This window comes from Colwellia sp. 5_MG-2023 (assembly GCF_030547795.1).
Classification (GTDB): domain Bacteria; phylum Pseudomonadota; class Gammaproteobacteria; order Enterobacterales; family Alteromonadaceae; genus Colwellia.
Map to the genome: position 1 here is coordinate 19,059 of NZ_JAUOPW010000033.1, position 18,039 is coordinate 37,097.

Sequence of the window (18,039 nt, forward strand, 5' to 3'; positions counted from 1 at the left end):
ATTTATTACTTGGTTTCATCTGAAGTTAATACAGGTAATTTTTAAATACAGCTAAAGCTTACCTGTATTTTTTACGTACTTAATTAGAGGTATTCACCGGCGTTGTTGAAGTGCTTTCTTCTATGTCATCACAAGTGCTGCCGTTACTTTTACGGCAAGTATTTAACCTATCTTGTTCTGATTTATCGTTGTTTAATACTTGTTGTAAGTCTTCAGTGCGTTGCTTTACTGCGACCCCATAACTATGGTCATCGCCCCATAAATCAGCGAGTGCAGTTAATGATTCATTGTCATGTTTAGCAAATATTTCACCTGCTCGCTTGGCATCGGCCTGATCATTACCTAAGAGGGTGAGGGCTTCAACACCTAAGTTAAGCGCTGAATCAAAAGTTTCACGCTTAAATGTCTCAATACCAAGATGCATTAATTGGTAAGCATGGCGGCGATCAATTGCTCGTGCGACAATTTTTAGGTGAGGATAGTATTTTTTGGCCATTGTTGCTATTTGAAGTACTTTGTCAGCATCATCAATGGCGATAACCAATAATTGTGCTCCATTTGCACCAGAAGCGGTTAGTAAGTCTAAACGTGCAGCGTCACCATAAAAGACTTTATTACCAAAGCGCCTTAATAATTCTATTTGGCTAGGACTATGGTCAAGAATGGATAAGTGATATCCCTGTGCTGTTAATAAACGACCAATAACTTGACCAAAACGGCCGTAGCCGGCAATGATGACATTTTTAGTCGCTTCTATTTGTTCAGGCTTATCGAACGATTTTTGTGAGTTATCTTCGCGGTTGATAACTTTGTCATAAAACATCAATAACAAGGGAGCCATTAGCATTGATATAGCGACAACCAACGTGGTGAGTTTTGTTTGTTCTACGCTGAGAATTTGTAGTGTGCTGGTTAGTGATAACAATACAAAGGCAAATTCACCTCCTTGTGCTAACGCTAGAGTAAACAGTAATTGTTGTTTGCTTTTCATTTTAAATACGTAAGCAAGGATATATAAAACGAGCGCTTTAATGGCAATTAACCCAACGACAAAGAGCATAACATTACTAAACTGTGCTATTAATAACGGGAAATCAATTGATGCACCCACGGTAATAAAAAATAAGCCAAGTAATAGCCCTTTAAAAGGCTCGATATCAACTTCTAATTCGTGTCTAAATTCACTTTCTGCTAAGACAACACCGGCTAAAAATGTGCCTAAAGCAGAAGACAAACCAATTTTTTTCATAATGACAGCAATAACAATCACTAAAAACAAAGCGAAAAGGGTAAATAGCTCGCGTAAACGTGTCTCTGCTATGTAACGAAATAGTGGTGTCGAAATGTACTTGCCTGCAAATACTATTGCAGCAATGGTCGCTAGTGATATTAATACTTGTGCGTAAACAGGAAAGTGCTCTATTAAGTTTCCATGGCTTGAGGCAACGTCAACGTTACCTATTTGGGTAAAAGCGAGCAGTGGCAATAAAGCTAGAATTGGAATAACCGCTATATCTTGAAATAACAGTACAGAGAAAGCGTTTTGGCCGGCTTCTTGTTTTATCCAACCTTTTTCGGTTAAGGTTTGTAATACAATAGCAGTAGATGATAATGCCAGCATAAGCCCTATGGCTAATGAAGTTTCCCAGCGTAAATTTAATATAAAATAACCAATAGCAAAAAACAGTGCGCTAGTCAGTAAAACTTGTAATCCACCTAAACCCATAATGGAGTGTCTTAATTTCCATAGTCTTGAAGGTTGTAGCTCTAAACCGACTAAAAATAACATCATAACTACACCAAATTCTGCAAAATGCATCACGTCAGTTTGGTCGCCAACAAGTCCAAAAGCAAAAGGGCCAATAATAATGCCAGCAATGAGATAGCCAAGCACGGAGCCTAAGCCTAAACGTTTGGCAATGGGGACAGCGACTATGGCTGCGGCTAAATAGATGACTGCCATTTCTAACATAGGTTTCTCTTCTTATTGTTTTAACAAAAATTACGTATCAGTATTTTTATGATGATGTAATACCCCTAGCAAGCTCTGAGTGGGAACTAACTTAATGGACTTGGTATATACCTTCTCATAAAATAATGTGGTCACTTGTTATATGAAACGGGTATTATCTAGATATTTTTATTTTTACTATAAAGCATTAATTAAATAAACTTAGTGTTATAAAAAGTACACGAAATCATCACAGTAAAAAATGCGCTCTTGCATATTTTCATGAATGTAGAAGAAATTAATGTCATGTAAACTTTTATATAGTGTTTTAGGGACTACTTCAATTTGTATTAGGTTAGCTTTAGGATCTTAATGACCCAAATAACGCAAAGGTTTATGACTGGATATCTGAAAAAATCATTATACTCCGTAAAGTTGTTAACTGTAAAATTTGTAGCCTAATCTGTACCCGATAAAATCGAAGGCTCTATACTTATTTAGAAGAGAAGAGGGTAGGTGAAACTATGCCAATTAACAATAATTATGCTCTAGTTTTAATCCGTTCGTTGAATACTAATAACCCTATCTTCCACATGTTGTAATAATGGTTCAAGCTCATGAACTGGAGAATTGAACCAATAATCTTTATCTTTTGATAGTACTAAAACAGGCATACGTTTATGGTATTGACCACATTGAGTATTGGGCTGAGTGGTTAACGTGACTAGCTCAGTATGCTCACGTTGAAATAATATACCAGCCATATATAAGGGCATTTTATTCGCGTGTTCAAATAAATATTTAACCTTTTTGCCATCTTCTGTTCTCCATTCAAACCAACCGTTGCAAGGCACTAAACACCTCTGGTTTTGGAATGCTTCCTTAAAAGTTGGCTTGATCGCTACCGTTTCAGATTGAGCATTAATAATTAATTTTTTTGACCAGTTAGGCTGAATACCCCATAAGGCATTTACTTGTTGATAGCTTGATCCACTATGAACTATTGTGGCTACCGATTGGCTTGGACGCAAATCAGCATTCGTTTCTACGCTGTAATGCGTATTAAATAGCTCGCTCACTATTGGTGTTAAATTGTTGTTTACACTAAACCGACCACACATACTGACCTCAACATTCTTATTTTAACCAAAACGCTATTAACATAGTATTTTAGGGATATCTGACCATTTACTGGTGTAACTGGGTGAGAGAAAGTTACGTTTCATTGCCCATTTATCATTTTTCTCCGCAACAGCTACTTCAACGGTTCCTCGACCATAACGATGATTTACTTGGTCATAGCACTTCATTAATGGTGGATTATTTATACCTAGCGTAAATAAATCTTGTTGCTGAAATTGGCTGTTTTCTAATGCAATACCACCTACGCCACAGCGATAAAACGCTACGCCTTGTGTATAAATATTATCAAATACGAAAGAAATAGCACCCACGACTTTTAAAGTGTTGTCCGTAGCGACAGGAAATTCATAAACAAAGGACTTCTTATAATAGTTATCGTCATGTGGCGAGCTTGATGCAAAGATAACTAACCGTTTAATTAAAGACCCTTGCCTTCTTACTTTTGTTACGACAATACTCGCATGACTTGCTAGTGCAGCTTTAAGTACATGCTCATCAGTAACTCGCTGCCCAAAGCTGCGGGTAGAAAATATCTCTTGTTTATCTTGCCCTATTTCATCCCATTGTAAACACGGCATGCCATTTAATTCATTTACGGTGCGTTCAACGGCTACACTAAATTGGCTACGCATTACTTTAGCTGATTGATTGGCTAAATCCCAACCAGTTTTAAGCCCTAATAAACTTAACCGCCTACCAAGCTTGTTACCAATACCCCATACATCCGTGAGTGACATACGAGAGAGTATATCTTTACGAGAGTTAGCATCGTCAATAACAGCAACACCATCAAAGCCCGATAATTTTTTTGACGCATGGTTAGCCGCTTTAGCTAGTGTTAGCGTTGATCCAAAGCCAACACCAACAGGTAAGCGTGTCTCCCGCCAAACAGCCTTACGTATTACATGCCCGTATTGGTGCCAATCATCGATACAGCTAAAGTTTTTGAAATGTAAAAAAGACTCATCGATAGAATAAATGTAGTGATTATCAGAAAATCGAGCGATAACGTTCATCATTCGCTCACTTAAATCCGCATAAAGTTCATAGTTTGAAGAGCGAACAACAACGTTATGCTTTTCTAAAAAATCTTTAATTTTAAAATAAGGTATGAACTTAGGTACACCAAGCTGCCGTGCCAAAGGACAAACGGCACAGATACAGCCATCGTTATTAGTTAAGACGACAACAGGTTTATGTCTGATGCTCGGATCAAATACTTTTTCCGCACGAGCATAGAATGAAACGGCATCAACTAAGCCAAACATGATAATAATGTGGGTAATTTCTTATGCAATCTAAAAGATACTGTTACTACACCTTCTATCTGAAAATCATCTGATGCTGTTATTTTAATGGCTTTATGTTCATCGGATGCAGATAATAAAAGTGCCTTATCCGTATCAATAATTTTGCATACAAAGCATCCGTTAAAGTTAGCAACAATAACAGCGCCATTACTTATATGTTCAGCTCTATCAACAACAAGAACATCGCCATTAAATATTCCCCTTCCTTCCATTGATCTACCATTAGCCAAGCCAAAAAATGTCGCATTAGGGTGTTGAAGTAATAACTCCTCTAAAGATAAATTTAATTCTTTATATTCTGCAGCAGGAGACTCAAAACTTGATACACCTGCTTCAATATAAATAGGTATTATTTTCATAAATAAATCACTTTACTGTTTATTTGTACAGTATATCGATTTATTTAAATATATAAAGGTAAATATATCAATTATAACTCGCCTAAAGTGCATAGTTATCTGGTAATCAGTCTCTCACCATATTGTTTAGATTCTACTATTATTGAATCTTACAAAATAAGTAGTTGAAAAATCTGTTTATTTAAATTTTAGCGACTGAGACTATTAATTCTTATATAAAAAGAATAGAAACGTTAACAACAGCAAACCAAGATAAGAGCAAGTATCATTGAATTTCATAATGGATATTACTGGTACTTTTCAGTAATATCCAAGGTATCGCAATAATTTTAAATATATGTTTCCTAACAGTTTGTAATTATGGGATATTAATAGCAATTAAAGGAAAGTTTTCTGTCGAAGATGGGGAGCTGATTTATAAAGAATTAAAAAGACCGCTAAGTATATAGAAGAGCTTACTTCTTTCTGTCAAAATTTTTGGTCAAATATATATTTGAATGACGTTAGCGAAGTTATAAATTTAGAAAATATTAAAAATAGGAATAATCAGGATGACTATGCGTTTATGGACTTTTAAAAGACCTTTTCACTATGACGGTAACAATTATGAAGTGAGATACTCTTTTTCACTTAAAACTTATACGTCAGAGCTTTTTTATAATGGAACACTCGTAGACAAATGCTCTCATTTATTTGATGGTGATTTCAAAGTGGTTGTGCATAAGTTTCAACCTACCAACCAAGCCAATAATCAAACCAATAATCAAGCTAAAGAATTACAGGTTTCAGTTGGCTACTTTAGTTGGTTGAATGTTGGTATCGAAGTTAGGGAAGGTAGCAGCTTAATTTACGAAAGTCACCCAGGCAAAGACATTCACTTTGCAACTAATAAACTTAAAAATTTAGGTGTTTCTCACAATTCAATAGAGGCAAATGATCAAAGAAAGCTTCAAAGTGAAAAATGGCAAAAAAACAAACCTTCTATTTTCGCTGATATAGGCACTGGCGCTGCATTTTTTATCGTAGCAAAAGTAACAGGAGACTTAACTATAGCAGCATTTACGGGCGTTGTTTTAGGGTTAGCACTCGTGGTTGCCCAACGCTTTGTAAAAGTCGACTTACTAGGTGGATTCGCAGTATTTGGAACGATAATGCTTTTAATATCAGCAATATTCTCCATCGCCTTTCAAAGTGAGTATTTAGTTCAACTCAAGGGGACGTTTATGGGATTACTCAGTGCATCAGCCCTTATAATAGACGGAGTGTTTAATAAAGGTGGTTACTTTGGAACCCGTTTTGAGAGGTACTTAAATTCCCCTATTCAACATAGATACTTTGTCCTAGGTTTAGCATTGATTGGTCTATGTATGGCAGGATTGAATTATAGTGTTGCAAGTCAACTAACCGAAGATCAGTGGCTCACCTATGACACCTTTGTTGAAACACCGATTTATCTCGTGATGTTTTTTATTCTCGTTTGGCGTGCAGGAAAAAAGCTAGCCTAGGACGCGAAAATGAAATAAACGAATGTTAAACGTCGATATTTGTGTGGTATTTATTACCTCTTAATTTATATTTGGAAATTTCATACAAATAAATATGGGTAACCAAGCTATCGTATCTATTAAATGGATAATACTATTACCTCCAATTTAACTAACCCTAGCATTATCACTCAACATGAAATGACTATGGATATGATCACTTTAGTAATACAAAATAAAGTATTGAAATTCGGGTTTCATTAGAGAATAACATTTTAAATATTAAGGAAAATATCATGATAAACTCAATGAAAGCTCTGACTAAGTACTTAACCTGAACTCGGTTTAAGATGTTTTTAATCCATTGAAATAGTTACTAATAAAATTTAACGATGAAGCAAGTAAAAGTAGCTGTTAGAGAAGAATATATTAAGCCGATCTCAGGTTATTTAGCAATATCAGCTTCTGCCATAAATAATTCATAGGTTACGGCAATAAATCCGATTTAACTCTTTTCAACTTGAAGCTTTAATATCATCTACTTTTGTAGAGCTTAATGCAGCCATAAACGATAATTATTTCCTACAACCACGTTAAGAAGTTAATATGGTTGTAGGAATTATTTGGTATTCATATTCGCTAATAAATTATCGAGTTGTTTATTCATTGCTTGTAACGCTTGTACCGACATTCCTGTTACAGAAAACATTTGCGTAGGAATGTTTTTAGCTTGCATTTTTAATTCACAGCCAATGTTAGTCAGCTTTATTTCAACACTGCGTTCATCTGCTTTATTACGAACGCGTGTCACTAGATTTTGCTTCTCTAAGCGTTTTAATAATGGTGACAAGGTACCAGAGTCTAAATCAAGTTTTTCACCTAACTGCTTAACTGAAGTGGTTGCTTTAGTATTATTAGTTTCCCATAAAACTAACATCACTAAATACTGCGAGTATGTTAGTCCTAGCTTTTTTAATACTGGACTATAATGGCGGTTCATTAGTTTGCTCAGGCTATAAAGCCGAAAGCAAAATTGATTTTCTAGTTTTAAACTTTCATCTTCATTCATAGATACTTACCTAGGGTTTATAGAAGCTTTTCAATGTCAGATTCTATTGCTGCAGGTTTAGTTGTTGGTGCATAACGTTTAATTACTTTGCCTTCTTTATTAACTAAAAACTTAGTGAAATTCCATTTGATACGCTTAGAGCCTAGTACGCCTGGTGCTTCAGATTTTAAAAAGTTAAATAGTGGGTGAGTATTATCGCCATTCACATCAATTTTGCTAAATAAAGGAAATTTAATATTAAAACGTAAATCACAAAACTGCTTTATTGCTTCATTATCGCCTTTTTCTTGCTGCTTAAATTGGTTACAAGGAAAGGCAAGTACTTCTAAACCTTGGCTTTGGTGCTTTTGATAAAGATTTTGTAAGCCTTCATATTGTGGGGTAAACCCACAGTCACTCGCGGTATTCACAATTAACATGACTTTGTTTTTATAAGTTGATAATTGAATTTCTTCACCAGCATTATTGTTAGCCGAAAATTGGTATATGTCGTTATTCATGCTTATTCCTTAGGCTTATTTTATGGTTAGTTTGTTTATTTTAAATTAAATTGTGCACAATTTAATTTTGCATACTCTATATTGTTTTTATTTTAATTGCAAAAAAGGGTAAACTTCAGCCATAAAAATTAATTACCTTACAAAAGTCGGAAAATAAAAATGAATCCAATTATTCAAATGTTAAAAGAAGAAAATGTTAGTGAACAAAAAATCAATGAGCTTTTTGAAGCGTTAACAGAAAACCCTTTAATGGCTATGGGGATTATTCAACAATTAGGTATTCCACCTGAAAAACTACAAGCTATTATGGGGGTTGTGATGACTCAACCAAGCTTGATTCAGGAGGCTGTAGAAGAGCTAGGTTTAGACTTTTCAAAAGTTGAAGCAGCAAAAGCTAAACTGAAAGAAGGTTTGTAGGATCATTATGCAAGAAAATAATACTAATAGTTTGTCAGCATTACTAACGCAAATTAAACAACAATCAGCCACTGTTGAATTTGAGCAAGTAATGCAAGTTATTAAAGACAGTTATAATTATCAACCAACGTCTTTCACTAATGGTGAGCTTGTTAATCAAGCGGGCACCAATGAAGGTTCATGTAAAATATTTTATTTTGCGCAATTAAATGAGCTAAATCAGCAACAAACATTAGCGTGTTTTGGTCGGTATTATCGTGAAGATGTGTTGGAAAACCCACTGGGTGATGATCACGGTAATATTAGAAATTTTATAAAAACAGGTTGGCAGGGTATTAAATTTGACGCTATTGCTTTAGCGCTTCTACCGTCAGCTTAAAAGTCGTGTTAAATATTTTATAGTTTTTTGATAAATCCGTTTTGTTAAATCAGAACAACGCAATAAGGATGAGTATAATGAAAGTAGCATTTATTGGCTTAGGTGTAATGGGATACCCAATGGCAGGGCATTTACAAAAAGCGGGTTATGATGTTTGTGTGTATAACCGAACAACAGAAAAAGCTAAAAAATGGCAGGCAGAATTTTCAGGCTCTTTCGCACAAACACCGGCTGAAGCTGCTAACGATTGTGAGATTGTTTTTTGTTGTGTTGGTAATGATGATGACTTAAAACAAGTTGTTCTTGGTGAGCAAGGGATATTCACTGGTATGCCTACTGGTAGTATTTTAGTTGATCATACAACGGCATCAGCAGAAATTGCGGTAGAGCTTGCTACTATTGCTGAACAAAATGGGCAATACTTTTTAGATGCGCCTGTTTCTGGTGGGCAAGCTGGCGCAGAAAATGGCGTATTAACGGTGATGGTTGGTGGTGACGAAACCGTCTTTGCTAAAGTTGAACCCGTTATGGGCGCATTTGCCCGTTTTAGTCAATTAATGGGTTCCGTTGGCTCAGGCCAGTTAGCAAAAATGGTGAATCAAATTTGTTTTGTTAATACCGTTCAAGGTTTAGCTGAAGGCTTAAACTTTGCGAAAAAGGCAGGCTTAGATACAGATAAGTTACTTGATACTATTGGCAAAGGTGCGGCTGGCTCTTGGCAAATGGATAATCGGGGGAAAACGATGTGTGCTGGAGAGTTTGATTTTGGTTTTGCTGTCGATTGGGTAAGAAAAGATCTTGCTATCGCCTTTAATGAAGCTGAAAAGTTAGGAGCTGATTTAACCGCCACTAAACAAATTGATGGTTATTATCAAGAAATTCAAAACGCGGGTGGTAACCGTTGGGACACCTCAAGTCTTATTTCTCGTTTCAAAAAGTAGCAGTTTCGAAAGTAATGTTATAAAAAGGTAACACCGCTTGAATAGTTTTTAAATCAGCGCCAGACTAATTATCTGGCGCTGATACAAAGCGTGTATAGTGGCTAGGTTATAGATTAAACACTAAAGGTACAGCCGTTAACATTAATAGTACTATCATAAATATAGCGGCGATATTAAGCCAAAACCCTGCTCGGGCCATATCGGCAATGCGTAATTCACCAGAGCTAAATACAATTGCATTTGGTGGGGTTGCTACTGGCATCATAAACGCACAACTAGCAGCTAAAGCAGCCGGAATAACTAGCATCATAGGTCCATCAGTTAAGGTAACTGATATTGGCCCTAATAAAGGTAAAAAGCTAGCAGCAGTTGCGGTATTACTCGTTATCTCAGTTAGGAATAATATCGTAACGGTAACAACCAAAATAGCAGCAATAAGGGGAATGTTTGATGTTGCTTGAAGTTGAATCGCGATAAAGTCTGCAAGCCCTGATTGTTTAATTAGACTTGCTAAGGCTAAGCCACCACCAAAAAGTAACAGTACGCCCCAAGGTAATTTCTTGGTGTCTTCCCAAGCTAAAATGCGTATATCTTTTTTTCGGTCAACGGGGACAACAAAAAGCAGTAAAGCTACAAACATAGCAATACCGGTATCTGATATAGCAAGCCCAGTAATACTGGCGATTAAAGGCCTTAAGATCCAACTGATAGCTGCAAACGCAAAGAAAAATAGTACTAACTTTTCGCCTTTACTCATTGTACCTAATTCTTTCAATTTACTTTTAAACATATCATGTGTATCAATATGTTCACCTTCGTTAACTTGGTAACATATTTTTGTGAGAATTAACCAGCATAGTAATAATAATACTGCTGTTAATGGTACGCCTACAATCATCCACTGCGCAAAACCGATCTCAATGTTATAGCTATCAGCTAAATATGCAGCCATAAGCGCATTAGGTGGTGTACCAATTAATGTAGCTAAACCACCAATGCTGGCAGAAAAAGCAATAGCTAAAAGCATTGCTTTTGAGAAGTTTTCTTGTTTTTCACCACTTTGTTTTTGCTTTACCATTTCAATAATGGATAGTGCTATAGGTAACATCATTACTGCCGTTGCTGTATTTGACATCCACATAGATAAAAAAGCAGTAACTAACATTAAGCCACCAATTTGGTGACTGGGTTTAGTACTCGCTAGAGACATTGCCTTTAAGGCTATTCGTCTATGTAAATTCCAACGTTCCATCGCAATGGAGATAAAGAAACCACCAAGAAAAAGAAATATTAGCGGATGAGCATAAGAAGAGGTTGTTAACTTAATTGGGGCTATACCTACAATAGGTGCAACAATTAAAGGTAAAAATGCGGTAACAGAAACAGGGGTTGCTTCAGAGATCCACCATATTGCCATCCATAGGGTTAGTCCTAGAGTATGCCATGCTACAGCAGACATACCATCAAAAGGAGAAGGGGTTAATAAAGTGATCAGCATTATTGCTGGTCCTAGTAAAAGCATTCGTAATGGTGTTTCTTTGTCTTTAATCTCTGTCATAAATTCACTCCCGATAGTGTTTTTTATAATAATTCTAATTTATACATAGCAAAGACGTTGCCATGTTTTTATCTTATTGTTAAATATGTATTTTATTTATATTTACTCTGTTTTTAATTATTATATGTATTGAAATCCCCCCATGATTTAATAGCTATGTGTGGAAAACCGCCCTTGAATACATAGCAAGAAAATTTATAAGAGTAGTAAGAAATAGTTTAGGTGATATGGCTATTAGGGAGGTGTTGGCTATGCTGTGCATCGTTAATTTTATCTTTTGATGAAAATACGGTTATGGGGGGAATTCTATATACAAAATCAATCGTCAAGGGTGATATTCCACCCATATTAATTTGCACTGTATAAATAAACAACCTCTAACTTATTGTTATTTATTTGTTTTAATTGTTTTTTCTTTTATTTTTAATTGGTCTGAATATTGCCATAAGAGGGGGCTGATAAATATTTAGTTTTTTTGTTGGCTCTTATAAAAATATAAAAACTTCTTAAAGTTAATTTAAGATCAAGGGGAAATACATGAAATCCGATTTAGTAAACAAAAAGCATAGTACTTGGTGTTTAAATACATTGATACTTGGTTGCTCTCTTTTAAGTTTAAATACCTATGCAGCCGAGGTGAACAGTGAGTTTTATGGCTCATTGCGTTTAGGCGCTGACTATATTGATAGTGGCACAGCTGATGATGCTGCAAATGGTCGAGATTATTTAAGTAGAGTTGGTGTAAATGCTAATACTCAGTTAACAAATGATTTAACGGGTATTGCTAAAGTTGAATACGGTTTACGTGGTGATGACGGTGTTAACTTTAATCAAAATCAAAGTGCTGGTTTACGTCTTGCCTATGTAGGTATAAAAAGTAAATTTGGTACTGTTACTTACGGCTCTCAAACTATTATATGGCATCAATATGTTCGTAGTGCTTACTTTTCTGATGCATTAGATTCATTACGCCAAGGCGCTATTCGCGATGACGATATGTTGCAATGGCAAAAGTCATTCGATGCTTGGAAATTTGGCGCTGCAATACAAACCGAAGGTGAAGATGGTGATTCGATTGATCAATACCAAGTAGCAGCACAATATCACCATGAAAAATTAAAACTCCAAGCCGCGTTGATCGCAGATCAGCAAGGTGATAATACAGGGAACTTATATGGTGTTCGAGCTTGGTATGATATAAATGACACTATCACCGTGTCTGCATTTTATCAATTAGCAGAAGAAGATTTCGACATATATAGTGGAAATTCTTCTGGTAATGTTAAATTAGTATCAAGAAAAAACACTGATAATGTTGGCGGAGTGACGGCATGTATAGATGAAGAACGTTCAACTGCGGGTCTATATGCTAAATGGCGCCAAGGTGATAATCAAGTTCATGCACGTTATGCGATAAATGCGTGTGAAATTAAAGGCGATGTTAGATCAATTAAAGTAGAATATATCCGTTATCTTTCGAAGAATTTTAGTTTATGGACTTCTTTTGAACAATTAGATAACGACACTACGCGTTTACCTTCAACAGGTGAAAACATGTCGGAGCTACAAGTTGCGGCTAGATTTGATTTTTAATCGCTTAAATGTCAAATGTTCCACAACAAGTAATCTGTTAATTTTGTGTTGGTAAAGTAAATTGAGTTTTTAACAAGGTAATTTTTTTGAGCTATCAAGGTAAATTAAAACGTAAAAACTATATTACTTCCTTCTTGGTTGTTGTGGGATTATTGTCGGTTATTGAGATAACACAGCTGATAGGCATGCGTAATGCTTATCAGCAAATACATCAAGAATCTAGCCAACAACTCGATAACTTAGTGAGCTATATAGAGAATATTCTGAGTCGTTTTGATACAGTCCCCGAAGTACTATCTAAACAAGCTCTAATAACAGAAGTATTACTATCCCCTAGCGATCCTTCAAAGGTTAAAAGGCTAAATAAGTTACTAGCAGATATACGTCACATGACCCAAGCTTCTGATATTTACCTTATCGATAAATCTGGTATTACAGTCGCAGCTAGTAATTGGCTTTCATCAACTACATTTATTGGTATGAATTTTAAATTCAGACCTTATTTTAAAGATGCGTTAAAAGGTCAGCTATCACATTATTATGCCGTAGGGTTAAGCGGTGGTAAACGCGGTTTTTATTACGCTTATCCAGTAATGGATAACAACACGGTTATTGGGGTTGTGGCATTAAAAGTTAGTATTGCCGATATTGAAGATCATTATAAAAAAACGGTATTGCATGACAGTTTTAATTTTTTAATTGTTGCACCAGATGATGTGATATTTATTTCAGACAGGCCTGAATGGCGTCTTAAAACCATTGGTGATTTATCTGAGAGTAAGCAGCGTAGTATTATTACGGGTAAACGATATGCAAATAAAGAAATTAAACCACTTAACGTTACAAAAGTGTCAAGTCACTATTTTCCACTAAAAGTGGACAGTAAATTATTAGCAATAAAAACAAATAAGCATAACGAGCAGGTGTATGCTTTACAAAAATTAATGAAAAACGTGAATTGGCAAGTGCATTTATGGCGTTCAACAAAACCAATAAATAAACAACGAGAGTTATTAATCATACAAAGTACAAGTGCTTATTTATTGTTGGTACTTTTAATTCTTTTTTCAAACGAGCGTTATAAAAATGCCCGAAGGCTTAAAGAATCTCAACAATTACTTGAAAAGAAGGTTGAGGTACGAACGGCGGATTTAAGTGCAAGTAATGTTAAACTTCATGAGGAAATAGCGCAGCGACAACAAGTGCAAATTCAAATGAATAAAATGCAAGAAGAGCTTATTCAATCAGAAAAATTAGCTGTTATTGGGAGTATGTCAGCCAGTATTAATCATGAAATTAACCAACCTTTAACAGCATTGCGTAGCTATTCTGAAAATGCATTAGCGTATCAAGAACGTGGAATGACAGATAAAGTAAAGAATAATCTTACGCTTATTATTGGGTTAGTTGATAGGTTAAGCGATATTGTTAGCCAGTTTAATAGTTTTTCTAAAAAAAGCACTGGTGTAGCAACCACAGTTAATGTTCATACCAGTATAATGGCAGCCATGAGTATAGTGAAGCATCAAGCTAAAGTGGGGAAAGTTGAACTCACCTGTGAACCGAGTGCAACATCTTCATTTGTGTTTGGTGATACTATTCGTTTTGAACAAGTGCTAGTTAATTTATTAAGTAATGCAATGCAGGCATTGAGTGAGCAAGAAGATAAGCGAATAAGAGTTTCTGTTTCTAACACTGAATCACGGGTTATTATTGAAATACAAGATAATGGTCCTGGAATCTTAGTGGATAATATTAATCGTGTTTTTGAAGCCTTTTTTACGACTAAAGATAATTTTGGGTTAGGTTTAGGCTTATCTATCTCACACCGCATTATTGAATCAATGCAAGGCCAAATTAACGTTAGTAATCATCCTGATGGTGGGGCAATTTTTACCATTAATTTACCCCGAAAGCAGGTTGATTAAGGATTTATATGGAAAGTGAACGTTTAAAAACAGTATTTGTGATTGATGATGAAGAGCATATAAGAAGTGCTATTGAACAATTATTTGAATTACAAGGATTTGAAGTAACAGCTTTTTCAGAAGCAAGCCAATTACTTGAACAGTTAAGTGATACCTGGGCAGGTATTGTTATAAGTGATATTAATATGCCGAAAGTTGATGGTCACCAACTTATGGAGAAAATTAAAGTTATCGACTTAGCTATTCCAACTATATTACTGACGGGGTTTGGTGATATATCCATGGCTGTACAAGCAATGCGTAACGGTGCTTATGATTTTATTGAAAAACCTTTTAATAATGATGACCTTGTCGATACAGTAAATCGAGCGTTAGAGAATCGCTCTTTAGTATTAGAAAACAGAAAATTAAAAAAAGAAATTGAAACTCATTGTTTACCAGGCCCTCGAATTCTAGGGAACTCAGCTAATATCGTTCAAATGCGAAATATACTGAATCAAGTGATGGATGCTCCCGCTGACATTCTAATTGATGGTGAAACCGGAACTGGAAAAGAATTAGTTGCACGTTATTTACATGATCACAGCGTTCGCCGTGAAAGTAACTTTGTCGCACTCAATTGTGGTGCGATTCCTGAACATATTATAGAAAGTGAGTTATTTGGCGCTGAGCAGGGCGCATATACTGGCGCGGATAAAAAACGTATTGGAAAATTTGAATATGCAAATGGAGGTACTTTATTTTTAGATGAAATAGAAAGTACACCAATGGCATTGCAAATTAAGTTATTAAGAGTGTTAGAAGAGCGTAAAATTGTGCGCTTAGGTGGTAATGAAGGGATAGAGCTCGATGTTAGAGTTATCGCTGCTACCAAGGTCGACTTATTAGAGTTGTGTGAAGAAGGTCTGTTTCGCAAAGATTTATATTATCGTTTAAACTTAGTTAAAGTAGATATTCCGCCTTTAAGAGAGCGTATTGAAGATGTTCCACTACTATTCTTACATTTTGCTAGGATAGCTTCAGCTCGTTATAAAAAAGAGTTAATACCACTTTCGCAAGAACATAAAGCACAGCTATTAAGTTATGAATGGCCAGGCAATGTTAGGGAATTACGTAATTTAGCTGAGCGTTACATCTTATTAGGTGAATCTGCGGCATTTAACTTTAAAGAAAATACCCGCGCTAGTTTGATGAATAATGGTATGGGATTAACAAAACGAGTTGAATTTTTTGAAAAGTTTCTGATCGAAGAAGCGTTAGCTAATAATGAAGGCTGTATTAAAGATACGATGGAAGAGCTTAAACTAGCTCGTAAAACCTTGTACGATAAAATGAAAAAATATGAGCTAGAACGAACAACATATCAATAGTGATTAATGTACAGCCAGACTTATGCATATTTGCAATTGGCAGGTAACTTTCATTACTCTGCCAATTGCAATGTTGTACATTAATCAAAGTGATAGCGCAAAATAATGAAAGTAAAACACTCGATTAAAAATGAAGAATACCGTTACCGTTTGTCATCCTTGTAAAAATTCATATAAGGATTTGAGCACAGACATTTTAGCTTTATCTTCTTCATGCTCATGAGCAAGGTTTTCAATTTTAATCATAAACTCATCAAGTGATAAAATACCTTTACCACCATATTGCAGTTTGGTTTGGCAATATTGCTGCCATTTTTGTTGCTCTTCAGTAGATAAAGTATACGGGTAGTTTCTTGCTCTATAACGAAAAAGCAATACACTTAAACGTTCATCTTGAAACTGAAATGGATGATTCGCTAATTGCTCAGGTGTTAAACCACGTAAAATGTCCATTTGCGCTTTATCACCATGGCTAAAGAAACTGCCACCATATAATGCTTGTTCTGCATCGACATCTGTATTGTCAAAATCTGACGTCGCAAACACATCACTTAATTTATCTCGTAATTCAGCATGTTTTTTTAACGTTGCTAAATTTTCTAAACAAAAATCACGAGGAATTTTTAAACGTTGTGCATTCTCAGGTAACAAGGTTTTAGCTGGAGCAACAATAGGGCATTTATTAATGTGAATTAACTTAACAGGGATAGGTTTTTCATCAGGAGCTAAATCATCATAACGTGTATATAGGCGTGCTTTTATCTCTTCACTGGTTAATAACAGTAATGGTTCGATATCTTGCGCTAAATCGACACAGATCACAGCATTTTTATTTACAGGGTGATAACTAATAGGCGCAAACCAACTAGTACAACCGTGTGCCGATGATATTTTAGATGAGGTATGAACAACTGGCGTCATCTCAGCCACATTCAGTAGCTCAGCCACTTGCTTTTTATTTTTTAAGTTAAAAATAAAATCATAAAGCTTAGGTTGTTTATTTTTAATTAACTTCGCCATAGCAATAGTGGCATAAACATCACTCATTGCATCATGTGCTGACTCATGATTAATCCCATTGGCTTTTGTTAACAATTCAAGACGAAAACTTACAACTTCTTCACCATCACGTTCAACCGTTGGCCAGTTGATACCTTCGGGGCGTAAAGCATAACAAGCTCGCACCATGTCAATAATATCCCAACGGCTATTACCATTTTGCCATTCACGGGCATAAGGGTCGTAGAAATTGCGATAAAATAAATAGCGGCTTACTTCGTCATCAAAGCGAATATTGTTATAACCGGCCACACAGGTATTAGGTGTACTAAATAAATGATGAATACGACTCGCAAATTCAGCCTCAGTTAAACCAGCTTGTTGTGCTTTTTGTGGTGTAATACCGGTAACTAAGCACGCTTCAGGATGGGGTAAATAATCTACAGGAGGCTGACAATAGAACATTTCAGGCTCGCCAATAATGTTTAAATCAAGATCAGTGCGAATACCAGCAAACTGAGAAGGTTTATCAAACGCAGGTGAAATTCCCCATGTCTCGTAATCGTGCCACAAAATTGTAGGTTGTTTGTTAGCGTCCATTTGGTGTTATTACTCCATGCTTTAATATTTTATTATGCATTAATACTCAGTATTACTTTTTGTAGTTAATAATTTAATTATCGCTTTAGCTGACATGGTAAGCAACAATGAATTGAAAATGTTCACGAACAGCTATTTCTTTATTAGTGTGTTAATTAGACATGGGAGAGTATGTAGTGACTAAATCTAAGCTATTACAAACTAATACAGTGAGGTTAAATATAGATTATTTTTATCACTTTAATCCGATATACATCGTTTTGTTTGCTTTGTGAACAGTTGATGGGTTAATAATAAACGTATGATGTTATTTTTCAATTTAAATGAATAAAAATGAAAATAACGCTTGATCAAATATAATAAATCTCTACAATGCGCTCCAGTTCCAAGGGGTTCAGGCAAAACGAATCATCAACGGGCTGTTTTAATAAGTTATCT

General features: G+C 35.4%; 15 protein-coding genes. 7 read left to right on the forward strand and 8 right to left on the reverse strand.

Annotation, left to right across the window (positions count from 1 at the left end; all coding sequences use genetic code 11):
- Positions 1-79: 79 nt before the first annotated feature.
- From Q4496_RS16290 to Q4496_RS16305, 4 genes are all read right to left on the reverse strand, one after another.
- Positions 80-1,972: a monovalent cation:proton antiporter-2 (CPA2) family protein gene (locus Q4496_RS16290; RefSeq protein ID WP_303610836.1), complete on the reverse strand. Its 1,893-nt coding sequence runs from the start codon at positions 1,970-1,972 to the stop codon at positions 80-82.
- Between the two features lie 533 nt (positions 1,973-2,505).
- Positions 2,506-3,072 (reverse strand): SOS response-associated peptidase, encoded by a 567-nt coding sequence (locus Q4496_RS16295; RefSeq protein ID WP_303602896.1) that lies wholly within the window; start codon positions 3,070-3,072, stop codon positions 2,506-2,508.
- A 36-nt stretch (positions 3,073-3,108) separates the two neighbouring features.
- Positions 3,109-4,362, reverse strand: coding sequence for a Y-family DNA polymerase (locus Q4496_RS16300; protein ID WP_303610837.1), 1,254 nt, complete (start codon positions 4,360-4,362; stop codon positions 3,109-3,111).
- Positions 4,350-4,763, reverse strand: coding sequence for a LexA family transcriptional regulator (locus tag Q4496_RS16305; protein WP_215973391.1), 414 nt, complete (start codon positions 4,761-4,763; stop codon positions 4,350-4,352). Before Q4496_RS16305 ends, Q4496_RS16300 begins: the two co-directional genes overlap by 13 nt.
- Positions 4,764-5,314: 551 nt before the next feature.
- Here Q4496_RS16305 and Q4496_RS16310 point away from each other — a divergent pair.
- Positions 5,315-6,268, forward strand: coding sequence for a septation protein IspZ (locus Q4496_RS16310; RefSeq protein WP_303610838.1), 954 nt, complete (start codon positions 5,315-5,317; stop codon positions 6,266-6,268).
- A gap of 598 nt (positions 6,269-6,866) precedes the next feature.
- Here Q4496_RS16310 and Q4496_RS16315 read toward each other — a convergent pair.
- Positions 6,867-7,247 (reverse strand): MarR family winged helix-turn-helix transcriptional regulator, encoded by a 381-nt coding sequence (locus tag Q4496_RS16315; protein ID WP_289847545.1) that lies wholly within the window; start codon positions 7,245-7,247, stop codon positions 6,867-6,869.
- 86 nt (positions 7,248-7,333) lie between these two features.
- Positions 7,334-7,816, reverse strand: coding sequence for a glutathione peroxidase (locus Q4496_RS16320; RefSeq protein WP_215973388.1), 483 nt, complete (start codon positions 7,814-7,816; stop codon positions 7,334-7,336).
- A 159-nt stretch (positions 7,817-7,975) separates the two neighbouring features.
- Here Q4496_RS16320 and Q4496_RS16325 point away from each other — a divergent pair, with 159 nt between their 5' ends.
- The 3 genes from Q4496_RS16325 (at position 7,976) to Q4496_RS16335 (ending at position 9,553) form a co-directional block, all read left to right on the forward strand.
- On the forward strand, positions 7,976-8,233 hold the full coding sequence (locus Q4496_RS16325) for a DUF2999 family protein (RefSeq protein ID WP_215973387.1): 258 nt from the start codon (positions 7,976-7,978) through the stop codon (positions 8,231-8,233).
- A 7-nt stretch (positions 8,234-8,240) separates the two neighbouring features.
- Positions 8,241-8,612: a HopJ type III effector protein gene (locus Q4496_RS16330; protein WP_215973386.1), complete on the forward strand. Its 372-nt coding sequence runs from the start codon at positions 8,241-8,243 to the stop codon at positions 8,610-8,612.
- Positions 8,613-8,680: 68 nt separating this feature from the next.
- Complete coding sequence (locus tag Q4496_RS16335; protein WP_303610839.1) at positions 8,681-9,553, forward strand: NAD(P)-dependent oxidoreductase; 873 nt, start codon at positions 8,681-8,683, stop codon at positions 9,551-9,553.
- Between the two features lie 106 nt (positions 9,554-9,659).
- Here the strand turns inward: Q4496_RS16335 and Q4496_RS16340 are convergent, their stop codons facing one another.
- Complete coding sequence (locus tag Q4496_RS16340; RefSeq protein ID WP_215973384.1) at positions 9,660-11,111, reverse strand: DASS family sodium-coupled anion symporter; 1,452 nt, start codon at positions 11,109-11,111, stop codon at positions 9,660-9,662.
- 537 nt (positions 11,112-11,648) lie between these two features.
- Here Q4496_RS16340 and Q4496_RS16345 point away from each other — a divergent pair.
- The 3 genes from Q4496_RS16345 (at position 11,649) to Q4496_RS16355 (ending at position 16,002) form a co-directional block, all read left to right on the forward strand.
- Positions 11,649-12,704 carry a porin gene (locus Q4496_RS16345; protein WP_215973383.1) on the forward strand — a complete coding sequence of 352 codons (1,056 nt, stop codon included), beginning with the start codon at positions 11,649-11,651 and terminating at the stop codon, positions 12,702-12,704.
- Between the two features lie 86 nt (positions 12,705-12,790).
- Complete coding sequence (locus Q4496_RS16350) at positions 12,791-14,632, forward strand: ATP-binding protein (RefSeq protein ID WP_303602901.1); 1,842 nt, start codon at positions 12,791-12,793, stop codon at positions 14,630-14,632.
- Positions 14,633-14,640: 8 nt separating this feature from the next.
- On the forward strand, positions 14,641-16,002 hold the full coding sequence (locus tag Q4496_RS16355) for a sigma-54 dependent transcriptional regulator (protein WP_215973381.1): 1,362 nt from the start codon (positions 14,641-14,643) through the stop codon (positions 16,000-16,002).
- 153 nt (positions 16,003-16,155) lie between these two features.
- Here the strand turns inward: Q4496_RS16355 and sbcB are convergent, their stop codons facing one another.
- Positions 16,156-17,601, reverse strand: coding sequence for an exodeoxyribonuclease I (gene sbcB, locus Q4496_RS16360; RefSeq protein WP_215973380.1), 1,446 nt, complete (start codon positions 17,599-17,601; stop codon positions 16,156-16,158).
- Positions 17,602-18,039 lie beyond the last annotated feature (438 nt).

What these genes read in the sequence shown, in the direction of transcription:
- Q4496_RS16290 (WP_303610836.1), bottom strand. Translation starts at nt 1,972, where the DNA reads ATGTTAGAAATGGCAGTCATCTATTTAGCCGCAGCCATAGTCGCTGTC.
- Q4496_RS16295 (WP_303602896.1), bottom strand. Translation starts at nt 3,072, where the DNA reads ATGTGTGGTCGGTTTAGTGTAAACAACAATTTAACACCAATAGTGAGC.
- Q4496_RS16300 (WP_303610837.1), bottom strand. Translation starts at nt 4,362, where the DNA reads ATGTTTGGCTTAGTTGATGCCGTTTCATTCTATGCTCGTGCGGAAAAA.
- Q4496_RS16305 (WP_215973391.1), bottom strand. Translation starts at nt 4,763, where the DNA reads ATGAAAATAATACCTATTTATATTGAAGCAGGTGTATCAAGTTTTGAG.
- Q4496_RS16310 (WP_303610838.1), top strand. Translation starts at nt 5,315, where the DNA reads ATGACTATGCGTTTATGGACTTTTAAAAGACCTTTTCACTATGACGGT.
- Q4496_RS16315 (WP_289847545.1), bottom strand. Translation starts at nt 7,247, where the DNA reads ATGAACCGCCATTATAGTCCAGTATTAAAAAAGCTAGGACTAACATAC.
- Q4496_RS16320 (WP_215973388.1), bottom strand. Translation starts at nt 7,816, where the DNA reads ATGAATAACGACATATACCAATTTTCGGCTAACAATAATGCTGGTGAA.
- Q4496_RS16325 (WP_215973387.1), top strand. Translation starts at nt 7,976, where the DNA reads ATGAATCCAATTATTCAAATGTTAAAAGAAGAAAATGTTAGTGAACAA.
- Q4496_RS16330 (WP_215973386.1), top strand. Translation starts at nt 8,241, where the DNA reads ATGCAAGAAAATAATACTAATAGTTTGTCAGCATTACTAACGCAAATT.
- Q4496_RS16335 (WP_303610839.1), top strand. Translation starts at nt 8,681, where the DNA reads ATGAGTATAATGAAAGTAGCATTTATTGGCTTAGGTGTAATGGGATAC.
- Q4496_RS16340 (WP_215973384.1), bottom strand. Translation starts at nt 11,111, where the DNA reads ATGACAGAGATTAAAGACAAAGAAACACCATTACGAATGCTTTTACTA.
- Q4496_RS16345 (WP_215973383.1), top strand. Translation starts at nt 11,649, where the DNA reads ATGAAATCCGATTTAGTAAACAAAAAGCATAGTACTTGGTGTTTAAAT.
- Q4496_RS16355 (WP_215973381.1), top strand. Translation starts at nt 14,641, where the DNA reads ATGGAAAGTGAACGTTTAAAAACAGTATTTGTGATTGATGATGAAGAG.
- sbcB (WP_215973380.1), bottom strand. Translation starts at nt 17,601, where the DNA reads ATGGACGCTAACAAACAACCTACAATTTTGTGGCACGATTACGAGACA.